Here is a 10,234-nt window from a genome sequence, read left to right as displayed (position 1 = left end):
GCGAAGGCGAGCGCGGCGCCCAGCGCCAGCGCCCGGCGCGCGCGCAGCAGCCGATGGCCAATCTGAGCGAAGCCGAGAAGGCGCGCATCGAGCGCAATCGCCAGCTCAACACGGTCTGGAACGTCTTCGCGAAGCACTATCCGGCGTTCCGCGAGCGTTTGCCGCTGAAGATCGGCGTGGTCGAGGACCTCGTCGCGCGCCATCCCGACTACGAGCGCACGCTGATCGTCGCCGTGCTCAAGCGCCACGTGAATCATCCGCGCTATCACGAGCGCGTGGCCGAAGGCGGCTCGCGCTACGAGCTGGACGGCAAGGTCTCGGAAGGCCCGGGGATCGAGCCTTCGCACGTCGGCCGCGCCAAGGCGGCGCTCGCGCACCAGAAGGCGAAGGCCGAGGCGCGCGCCAAGGCGCAGGAGGCCGCACCGGCCACACCAGCGGCGCAGGCGTCCGAGCCCGCCGCGGCCCCCGCGGGTGCTGACACAGCCGCGCTCGCGCAGGAGCCCGCTGCCGCTGCGCAGTCCGCGGAGCAGGCTGCGGCCGCGCCGCAGCAGCCGGCCCAGCCGGCGCCGGAGCAAGCCCCCGCGGCAGCCGGCGAGGCGCCTGGCAACGACGGCGAGGCACCGGCCACGCAAGGCTGAGCGGCGCATCGGCATGGCCGGCGCTTCGCCCCAGGGGCGCGAGCGCCGCGTCTGCTGATCGAGCCGTTCGCCGCGCCACGTCATGAACCTGCGCCAACTCGAACACGTGATTGCCCTCGCTGAAGAGGGCACTTTCGCGCGTGCGGCGCAGCGCGTGCATTTGAGCCAGCCGGCCTTGAGCCGCAGCATCCAGTCCATCGAGGACGAGCTGCAGATGGCGCTGTTCGACCGCACCACGCGAGAAGTGCAGATCACGCCCGCGGGCCAGATGGTGGTGCGCCGGGCGAAGAAAGTGCTGTTCGAGGCGCGCTGCCTCGTGCGCGACGTCGATCTCCTGCGCAATCACGACGTCGGCTCGGTGAGTTTCGGCGCCGGTCCGTATCCGGCGGCCGTGTTGCTGCCTGCCGTGCTCGACGAGCTCGCGCACCGCCATCCGCAGTTGCGGATCAACGCCGCCGTCGACAACTGGAAAAATCTGCACGATGCGCTGCACGCCGAGTCGCTGGATTTTCTGGTCGTGGATATCCGCGGCGCGCAGCCGATCAGCGAGGTCGACGTGATCGCGCTGCCAAAGCACCGCGCGGCGTGGTTCGTGCGCGAAGGCCATCCGCTCGCCCGGCGTGAGACGCTGGACGCGCGCGAGCTGCAGGCGTTTCCGATCGTCTCCGTGCCGCTGCCCGACCCCATGCACGAGGCGCTGCGCAAATGGCTGCGCTACGCGCCGGGCCACGAGCTGGAATTCCACCTCGTGTGCAACGACGTGAACGTGCTGCAGGAATATGCGCGCAAGACCGACGCGCTGCTGCTGCTCACCACGCACGCGTTGTCGAACCCCGCGCGCATGGCCGGGCTGGTGCCGCTCTCGTTGCCGGAGCGCTCGCCGTTGTGGCTGCAGTTCGGCATCGTCCACCTGGCGGGCCGCACGCTCTCGCCGGCGGCCGAGCAGACGATCCAGACTTTCCAGCGGGTGGCCGGGGCATTGCCGCCACTCGGCAATTGATGCGCTGAACACATCGATTCGATGCAAATTATGCAGTTGTCTTATTGATGCGCGTGGCGTCCAATGTCCCGGACGCGGCAACAGAGGCAACTCAGGTAACCGGCGGCGAGCAGCGCCGACCGGGGCCACGAAAAAGCCGCGAATGGAGACGCAATGACGTTCGAGACTCGCGGCACGCTGCGGCGCTGGGTAATCGTCGCCGGCCTGTTTTTGTTCCTGGCCATCAATTTCGCCGACAAGGCGCTCATCGGGCTCGCCGCCGAGCCCATCATGCGCGAGCTGCATCTCACGCATAGCCAGTTCGGGCGCATCGCCGCCAGCTTTTTCACGTTCTTCTCGATTTCGGCCTTGGTGGTCGGCCTGCTCGCCAACCGCGTGAAGACGCGCTGGCTGCTGCTCGCGATGGCCGTGACCTGGTCGATCTCGCAACTGCCGCTGCTGCTCTACGCCGCGCCCGCTACGCTGGTGCTCTCACGCGTGCTGCAGGGCGCGAGCGAAGGGCCGGCCTATCCGGTGGCCGTGCATGCGCTCTATAAATGGTTTCCCGATCGCGAGCGCGCCTTGCCCTCCGCCGTGCTCACGGTCGGCGCCTCGTTCGGCGCGGGTTTCATCGCGCCGCTCATCACCTGGGTCATCGTTTCGTTCGGCTGGCGCGCGGCGTTCGAGATGCTCGCGCTCGTGGGCATGGTGTGGAGCGTCCTGTGGCTGTGGATCGGCAAGGAAGGGCCGCTCGGCACGAGCGACGAGACGCCCGCCGCCGATGGGACCGACCCGGACCCGGCGTCGCGCTACCCCGCAAGGATCCCGCTCGGCGCGCTGCTGCTCTCGCGCACCTGTGTGGGCAGCAACCTCGCGGGCTTCGCGGCCTACGTGATCCTGACCGTGGCGACCGTCTGGCTGCCCAGCTACCTCGTGCGCGTGGCCGGCTATTCGCTCACGCAGGCAGGGTGGATCGTCGTGCTGCCCGCATTCGGCCAGATGGTGGCGTCGCCGCTCCTGAGCGCCTGGTCGCAGCGGCTCATGGCGCGCGGCGTGTCGAGCCGCCATGCGCGCGGCACGCTCGGCGCGGCAGCGGTCGTCGCGGCCGGCGCGGCGCTCACGCTGATGGCTGCGGTGCCCCCGGGTCCGCTCCTCATCGTCGCGGTGACCCTGGCGTTCTCGCTGGCATCGTTCACGTTCGTGAGCGGCGTGACGCTTGCCGGCGAGATCGTGCCTCCTGCGCAGCGCGGCGGCGTGCTCGGCATCAACATCTGCATCACGACGCTAGCGGGGCTCGTCACGCCCGCCGCAATCGGTCTCATGATCGACCGCGCGGCGACGCAGATCGAGGGCTACCGGATGGGCATGACGGCCATGGGCACGTTTGCGCTTGCCGCCGGTCTCGTGGCCGCCGTGCTGATCGATCCGCAGGCCGACCGCCGGCGCTTCATGGCACACGCGCAGTTGCGCGAGGAGAACTGCGTCGTGCCGCCGCTCGTCGCGGGAAAGCGCTGAGCCAAAAGGCGCTGTGGCCATCGAGAACGCTGTTTCGCATGATTGACAGGAATACTGATTAATATGAGAGATGCCGATCTGACACCGCTGTTGCGGCCCGCGTCGATTGCCGTCGTGGGCGCGTCGAACGATGCTGCCAAAGTCGGCGGCATGCCGCTGCGGCTCTTGCGCGAGCAAGGCTACACGGGCCGCGTCTACGCGGTCAACGCGCGCGGCGGGGACGTGCAGGGCATGCGCGCCGCGCCTTCGCTCGATGCGCTGCCCGAACCCGTCGATCTCGCGATCGTCGCCGTGCCCGCCGCAGCCGCGCCGGACGTCGTCGCGCAGATGGTGCGCAATCGCACGCGCGCCGCCGTGCTGTTCACGGCGGGCTTCGCGGAAACCGGTGAGGCGGGCGGCGCGGCCCAGCGCGAGATCGCGCATATGGCCTCGGAGGCCGGCATGGCGCTGCTCGGCCCGAATTGTCTGGGCTTGATGAATCTGCGCGAACGCGTCTATGCAACGTTCTCGCCGGTGGCGCTCGCGGGCGCGCCGCCGCTCGGCGATGTCGCGCTCGTCAGCCAGAGCGGCGCCTTCGGCGCCTACGCCTTCGCGCTCGCGCGCGAGGCGCAGCTCGGTCTGAGCCACTGGATCACGACCGGCAACGAGGCGGGCGTGCAGGTGGCCGATGCCGTCGAGTGGCTCGCGCACGATCCGCTCACCTCGGTGATCCTCGTCTATCTCGAAGGCTGCGCCGATGGCGCGAAGCTGCGCCGGGCGCTGGCTGCCGCGCGCGCCGCCGGCAAGCCCGTGGTCGTCGCCAAGGTGGGCACGACCGCGACCGGCGCGCGCGCCGCCCAGTCGCACACGGCGAGCCTCGCGGGCGAGGACGCGGTGTATCAGGCGGTATTCGACGAATACGGCGTGCACCGCGCCGATACCCTCGAGGGTTTCTTCAGGCTCGGCCATGCGCTGTCGAAGGGCCGCAGGCCGCGCTCGCGGAAGACCGCAATCGTGACCGTCTCGGGCGGGGTGGGGATCATGATGGCCGACCGCGCGGAGGCGCTCGGGCTCGCGCTGCCGCCGCTGCCCGAGGCATGCGCCGCGCGCTTGCGCGAGAGCGTGGCGTTCGCGTCGACGGCGAACCCCATCGACGTGACGGGCCAGGTGGTCGCGCAGACCGGTGTGCTGACCGATACGCTCGTCGATGCCATGACGTGCGGCGCATACGGCAGCGTGGTCGCGTTCGTGGCCGGGGCGGCTCACGTTCCCAGCGCGTGGGCCGCGATCGAGCAGGCCGTCGAGCGCGCGATGGCGCATGGCAAGCATGGCGAAGACGGTGAGCACGGCGCGCCTTCGGAGGCCGCACCGCTCGTGCTATGCGGCCTGGTCGACGCCGGACAGCGCAGCTGGCTGGAAGCGCGCGGCGTGCTCGCCCTGCGCGAGCCGGTCTACGCGATGGACGCCGTTGCCGCGCTGCTGCGCGCCGGCGAGCAAGCGGATGCGGCGCGTGCCCAGGCGCCGGACGTGAGCGGTCGATGCGAGGCAACTGAGCCAGCGTCCAGCGTGCTGCCGGCGAGCGTGCCCGCTCACGCGGCGTCGCTCGACGAAGCCGAGGCCATGGCCATGCTGGCCGCCGCCGGCGTGCCGGTCGCGCCGCATTGCGTGGCGCGCTCGGTCGCCGAAGCACAGGCCGCGGCGCAACGGCTCGGCTTTCCGGTCGCGCTCAAGCTGCGCTCGCGCCACGTGCTGCACAAGAGCGACGTGGGCGGCGTGCGGCTGAACCTGCGCGACACCGCGGCGCTTGCCCAGGCGTTCGACGCGATCGCCACCGCGGCGGAGCAGGCCGGCATACCGGGCGGCTTCGAGGGCGTGGTGGTCGCAAGCATGCTCGACGGCTGGGGCGAGATCATCGTCGGCGTGCGGCGCGATCCGGTGTTCGGCCCCGTGGCCATGACCGGCCTCGGCGGCACCGGCGTGGAGCTGGGCCGCAAGATGGCGTTCGGCCTCGCGCCGCTCTCGCACGAGCGCGCGCTCGCGATGCTCGAAACGAGCGGCGTGGCGGCGCTGCTGCGCGGGCATCGCGGCCACCCGGCACTATCGCTCGACGCGGCGGCCGCGGTGCTTGCGGCGGTGTCGCGCCTGGGCGCCGCCCTCGGCGAGACGCTCGATACGCTCGAAATCAATCCGTTCATCGTCACGCGGGACGGGCTCGTTGCCGCTGACGCCGTCGTCACGCTTCATTCGCAAGGCGATTCGCATAACGAAGCATAGAAAGAAACGCACTGATTGCGCCGCCGCCGACTCGTCTCGCGCGCGGCCACGAAACAAGCGGCCCGGGAGCGGGCCGCGCACCGCATCAAAGGAGCGATCATCGATATGTACAACCAGGCAATGAGCATCGTCGAGCCGACTGCTCACCTCGAGCAAGACCCGCTCGCCGCGCTCGTGAGCATGGCCGCCGGCCCGCTCGCGCTCGCGCGCTATCCGGTGGTGGAGGTCATGCGCACCTGCGCATTGCACACGCTGCCGCATTCGCGCAGCCCGCTGCGCGCACCGTTCAACACGCTCTACGCGAGCACTCACCGCTGGACGCACGAAGACCGCGACATCGTCACGCCGGCCAACGATTTCCTCTACCTCAACGCGTGGATCGATCTCTCGAACGGGCCGGTGGTGCTGGAGATTCCGCCGCTCGACGACACGCGTTTTTATGTGGTCGAACTGCTCGACGCCTTCACCGACAACTTCCGCAACCTGGGGCCGCGCAACGCCGGCACGCGCGGCGCGCGCTTCGTGCTGCACGCGCCGGGGCAGCGGCCCACGGGCGAGGGCGAGCCCATCGCGTGCCCCACCTCGCTCGTCTGGCTGCTGGGCCGGGTGCTGGTCCAGGGCGACGACGATCTGGCCCGGGCCGGCGAGGCCGCGCGGGCGTTCCGTCTCGACGGCCCGCGCTGCGAGGGCCCGGCGTGCGTGCGCAACTGGCGCGAGAACGGCGACCCTGCGCTCGACTTCTTCCAGAACCTGTTCGATACCTTTGGCGATCTTCCGCCGCGCGAGGACGAGGCCGCGCTCGTGGGTCTGCTCGAGCGCGCGGGTCTGCGCGAGCAAGGGAGCGTGGATGTGGCTGCGCTGCCCGAGCCGGTCCAGTGCGGCCTGCGGCTCGGCTATGCGCAAGCCCAGCAGCTCCTGCTCGCTTTCACGCAAAGCCGCGCCCGGCGCAGCTGGGGCTATAGCCTCGGTCTGGGTCGCTACGGGCATGCGCATCTGCTGCGCGCCTGCACGGCGATGAAGGGGCTCGGCGCGCTCGCGGCTGAAGAGGCCGTCTACGCGAGCGCCGACTTCGACGACGCCGGCGCGCCGCTGCACGGCGGCAGCCGCTACGAGCTGTACTTCCCGCCGGGCCAGTTGCCGCCCGTCGATGCGTTGTGGTCGCTCTCGCTCTACGGCGCGGACCGCTTCTTCGTCGACAACCCGATACGCCGCTACGCGATCGGCGACCGCACCGCGGGTCTGCAGTACGACGCCGACGGCGGCCTGCGCATCGCCATCCAGCACGAGGCGCCGTCGTCGCACGCGAACTGGCTGCCCGCGCCGGCAGGCGGCTTCTATCTGATCCTGCGCCTCTACCACCCGCAGCCCGCGTTTCTCGACGGGCGCTACCGGATTCCGCCTGTGCGGGCCGTGGCGAGCTGAGCGAGGCGCGACGCCCCGCCAGCCAACTTCTGCAAAACGCCTTCCCTGATCCTGGACGCTTGCTCATGTCATCCATCCCGCTACACGAACCCGCCGCCGCGCGCGACGACTGCCTCGATCGCTCCAATTTGCTCGAGCTCGCGCGCGAAGCGGTCCAATTCACGCTGCCGCTCTACGAAATGGCGCGCATGTTTTCGGCGACCTGCCCGCGCATCGACGCAGCGGGCCGCTTTGCAGGCGCATCGCCCGAGTCGCAGCAACGCTGGGCCAACGCATGGTTCCATTCGCGCGAGCTGCTCGGGCCGCAGCATCGGCGCGTCGTGACGCCCAATAACGACACGCTCTATTCGAGCGCATGGCTCGACCTGAGCGGCGGCCCGCTCGTGATCCGCGTCCCGGCGATGCATGCGCGCTACTACGTGCTGGGCCTGCTCGACATGTACACGAATCCCTTCGGCTATATCGGCAGCCGCACGACGGGCAGCGAGGCGGGCGCGTTCTTCCTGCACGGGCCGGCGTGGCAGGGCGAAGTGCCGGCGGGCATGCGCGCGCTCGCGTGCCCGACCGAAACGGTGTGGTTGATCGGACGCATTCTCGTGGATGGCGAAGCCGATCTCGCGGCGGCCGTCGCGCTGCAGGACCGCTTTGCGATCGAGCGCGCCGCAGGCAGTCCCGAGCCGGTGCCGACGCGCGTGCCAGCGTGGCTGCAACCGCAGGAGCGTCCCGGCGATGCGGCGCGCTTCGCCGAGGTCGTGAACCGCGCGCTCGCCGACCACCCGCCGCCGCGCGAGGCGCTCGCGGACGTCGCGCGCTTTCGCGCCTGCGGCATCGGCGCGGACTGCGTGGGCGAGACGCTCGATGCGGCGCAGGCCGACGCGCTCGCGCGCGCGATCGCGCAGCTTACGCGCGAGCTGACGGGCGCGCCGCCACAGGCGCTCGGCGGCGGCTGGGCGTTGCCGGTCGATGTGCACGAGACGTTTGGAAACGACTATCGAGAGCGGGCGCAGGTGGCGCTCAGCTATATCGGCGCGCTGGGTGTCGAGGAGGCGATGTACATCACGGCCGATTGCGATGCCGAGGGCGCGCCGCTAGACGGCGACGCCGCGTACGTGCTGCGTTTCGCGCCTGGCCAGGCGCCGCAGGTTGAGGCGTTCTGGTCGCTGACGGCTTACGCGCGGGCGACCTGCATGCTGGCCAGCAACGCCATTGGCCGCTATTCGCTGGGCGACCGCACGCACGGCCTGCGCCTCGATGACGATGGCGGCTTGCGTATCGCGGTGTCGGCGCGCGAACCCGCGGATCCCGTGCTGCGCTGCAACTGGCTGCCCGCGCCCGCCGAGCGCTTTTATCTGGCGTTGCGGCTGTACGTGCCGGGAGAGGCGCATCTGGCCGGACGCTATGTGTATCCGCCGATCGAGCGGCAACCGGATTGAAGCCGATGCAGGCGCGCCATGCGCGTGATGCTTCAGCGTTCGCGCGAGCGGGCGTTGTCGCGGGTCTCGAGCATGCCGCGCATGGCCGATGCCTCGGTAACGGGGGCAGCCGATGCGCTCGCCGGCGGCAAGGCCGATGCGGGTCGCAGCGATTGCGCGGAAGCCTGTGTTGCCGGCGCCGCGCTGGCTGGCGCCGCCGTGGCCGAAGCCGCGGACAGGTTGCTCGCCGCGATGTTACCGGCCATGTCGGCGGAGAAAGCACCGCTGTACGTTGCCGGCGCATCTGCTGCTGCGGCACCGGCTTGCGGCGCGCTCGCCGTGTCCAGCACGCGGCTGAATTCCGCGGCACGCGTGCGGATCTTCTCCGCATAAGCCTTCGAGCCGCCGTAGTTCTTCATCGCTGCGTCGAGATCGCCGCCGGCCGCGCGCTTGTAGCCGTAGAGAATCGATGAGCCCACATCGATATTGACTTCGGGGTCCGTGAGATCCTTGCCGTCGCGCAGCAGGTTACGGTGTGCCGAGGGCACGACCTGCATGAGCCCGATCGCGTGGTTCGCGCCGCGCGCCTTTTCGCGAAAGCGCGATTCGATCGAGATGATGGCGAGGAGCACGGCGGGCGGCAGCGAGTATTTCTCGGCGGCCGTGGTCACGGCCTGCGAAATCTGGGCAGCCTTGTCCCTGGCCAGCCCGAACTTCTGGCTCAGGTAGGTGGGGAGCTTCTTGTCGTCTTCGGGGGGCTGCTGGGCCGCTGCGTATTGCACGAGGCCGGGCAGCATGACGAGCAGGCAGAGTAACCGCCTCATGGCCGGTCCTTTCGTGAGCAAACAACAGGTGAGCGAATGAAAGGGGCACAGTATAGCCGTCCACGAAAAAAGACAGCCGGGACATCGCCCGGCTGTTCATCTCAATGCGCTTCCTCTGAGCTTGCTCAGACTTTCTCGACGGAAGCCTTGTAGATTTCGTCGATGCTCGCCGCGAGCACGGCGTCGAATTGCGCATCGCTCATCTGTTTCGTGAGGTCGTTGATGAGCGCGCGCGAGAAACTCGCGATCATCCCGTGATTGGCCGCCAGCCGCCGGCACGCGTCGCTGCGCGTATAGCCGCCCGAGAGCGCGACCACGCGCACGACACGCGGGTGATCGATGAGCGGCTTGTAGAAGTCGGGCGTGTCGGGAATCGTCAGCTTGATCATGACGTTGCGCGAAGCGGGCAGGGCGTCGAGCCCCTCGAGCAGGGCGTCGCGCAGCAGCGCTTCGGCCTGGGCCTTGTCCGTCGCCTTGATCGACACCTCGGGTTCGAGAATCGGCACGAGGCCGCGGGCGCCGATCTGCTCACCCACCTCGAACTGCTGCTTCGCGATGGCCGCGATGCCCGAAGGCGACGCGTGCTCGATCACCGAGCGCATCTTGGTGCCGAAGATGCCGGCTTTCACGGCGCGCTCGAGCAGCGCGTCGAGGCCGGGCATCGGCTTCATGAGCCGCACGCCGTCCGCTTCGGCCTCGAGACCCTTGTCGACCTTGAGGAAGGGCACCACGCCGCGCTCTTCCCACAGGAACGCGGGCACCGGCTTGCCGTGCGCCTGGCCGTCCATGGTCTGCTCGAAGAGAATCGCGCCGATCACCTTCGCGCCCGTGAAGGCCGGCGCGCTGATGATGCGCACGCGCATCTCGTGCATGAGCCGGAACATCTCGGCTTCGCCGCTGTATTCGCTCTCCGGGATGCCGTATTGCCGCAGCGCGCCAGGCGTCGAGCCGCCGCTCTGGTCAAGCGCGGCGATGAATCCCGGTTTCTCGCGCATCTGCTGCAGCATGGTGTCGTTGGCCATTTTCAAACCTCCCGAATAAAGGCGCCGGCGCGCGGCGCGGTGACGTGGGACCCGGTGGCGTGACCCGCTTCGGGCCGCATCCGATCCGGTGAGTGTACTGGCGCGGCGTGACAGCGTCTCGGCCCGTGTGTGCGGCAACCGTCTGTCGTGCGTATAGGGCGTCCGCCCG

Annotated in this window: 8 protein-coding genes; 6 read left to right on the top strand and 2 right to left on the bottom strand. The window is 69.8% G+C overall.

Translation table 11 applies throughout. The features are described from left to right. The 6 genes from BO1_RS52540 to BO1_RS24265 form a co-directional block, all read left to right on the top strand. Positions 1–638 (top strand): ProQ/FINO family protein (locus BO1_RS52540; protein WP_043286221.1); only part of this gene is annotated, 638 nt, incomplete at its 5' end. Between the two features lie 82 nt (positions 639–720). Then, positions 721–1,638 (top strand): LysR family transcriptional regulator, encoded by a 918-nt coding sequence (locus BO1_RS24285; RefSeq protein ID WP_028219773.1) that lies wholly within the window; start codon positions 721–723, stop codon positions 1,636–1,638. A 153-nt stretch (positions 1,639–1,791) separates the two neighbouring features. Then, a complete protein-coding gene (locus tag BO1_RS52535; RefSeq protein ID WP_043286218.1) occupies positions 1,792–3,132 on the top strand; it encodes an MFS transporter in 1,341 nt (446 codons plus the stop codon). A 63-nt stretch (positions 3,133–3,195) separates the two neighbouring features. Further along, positions 3,196–5,385: an acetate--CoA ligase family protein gene (locus BO1_RS24275; RefSeq protein WP_028219772.1), complete on the top strand. Its 2,190-nt coding sequence runs from the start codon at positions 3,196–3,198 to the stop codon at positions 5,383–5,385. A gap of 105 nt (positions 5,386–5,490) precedes the next feature. Further along, positions 5,491–6,807: a DUF1254 domain-containing protein gene (locus tag BO1_RS24270; protein ID WP_084688160.1), complete on the top strand. Its 1,317-nt coding sequence runs from the start codon at positions 5,491–5,493 to the stop codon at positions 6,805–6,807. Between the two features lie 65 nt (positions 6,808–6,872). Further along, positions 6,873–8,240, top strand: a complete 1,368-nt coding sequence (locus tag BO1_RS24265; protein ID WP_084688157.1) for a DUF1254 domain-containing protein — start codon at positions 6,873–6,875, stop codon at positions 8,238–8,240. A 32-nt stretch (positions 8,241–8,272) separates the two neighbouring features. On the opposite strand, the gene BO1_RS52530 is transcribed toward BO1_RS24265, so the two are convergent. Together BO1_RS52530 and BO1_RS24255 are read right to left on the bottom strand one after the other, a co-directional pair. Continuing rightward, positions 8,273–9,043, bottom strand: a complete 771-nt coding sequence (locus BO1_RS52530; RefSeq protein ID WP_084688156.1) for a transglycosylase SLT domain-containing protein — start codon at positions 9,041–9,043, stop codon at positions 8,273–8,275. Between the two features lie 125 nt (positions 9,044–9,168). Next, positions 9,169–10,065 (bottom strand): fructose bisphosphate aldolase, encoded by an 897-nt coding sequence (locus BO1_RS24255; protein WP_028219769.1) that lies wholly within the window; start codon positions 10,063–10,065, stop codon positions 9,169–9,171. Between the last annotated feature and the right edge of the window lie 169 nt (positions 10,066–10,234).

This window comes from Paraburkholderia oxyphila NBRC 105797 (assembly GCF_000685075.1).
GTDB classification, from domain to species: domain Bacteria; phylum Pseudomonadota; class Gammaproteobacteria; order Burkholderiales; family Burkholderiaceae; genus Paraburkholderia; species Paraburkholderia oxyphila.
The sequence above is the reverse complement of the archived record's forward strand: the minus strand, read 5'-3'. Positions and strand labels throughout refer to the sequence as shown.

What these genes read in the sequence shown, in the direction of transcription:
- BO1_RS24285 (WP_028219773.1), top strand. Translation starts at nt 721, where the DNA reads ATGAACCTGCGCCAACTCGAACACGTGATTGCCCTCGCTGAAGAGGGC.
- BO1_RS52535 (WP_043286218.1), top strand. Translation starts at nt 1,792, where the DNA reads ATGACGTTCGAGACTCGCGGCACGCTGCGGCGCTGGGTAATCGTCGCC.
- BO1_RS24275 (WP_028219772.1), top strand. Translation starts at nt 3,196, where the DNA reads ATGAGAGATGCCGATCTGACACCGCTGTTGCGGCCCGCGTCGATTGCC.
- BO1_RS24270 (WP_084688160.1), top strand. Translation starts at nt 5,491, where the DNA reads ATGTACAACCAGGCAATGAGCATCGTCGAGCCGACTGCTCACCTCGAG.
- BO1_RS24265 (WP_084688157.1), top strand. Translation starts at nt 6,873, where the DNA reads ATGTCATCCATCCCGCTACACGAACCCGCCGCCGCGCGCGACGACTGC.
- BO1_RS52530 (WP_084688156.1), bottom strand. Translation starts at nt 9,043, where the DNA reads ATGAGGCGGTTACTCTGCCTGCTCGTCATGCTGCCCGGCCTCGTGCAA.
- BO1_RS24255 (WP_028219769.1), bottom strand. Translation starts at nt 10,065, where the DNA reads ATGGCCAACGACACCATGCTGCAGCAGATGCGCGAGAAACCGGGATTC.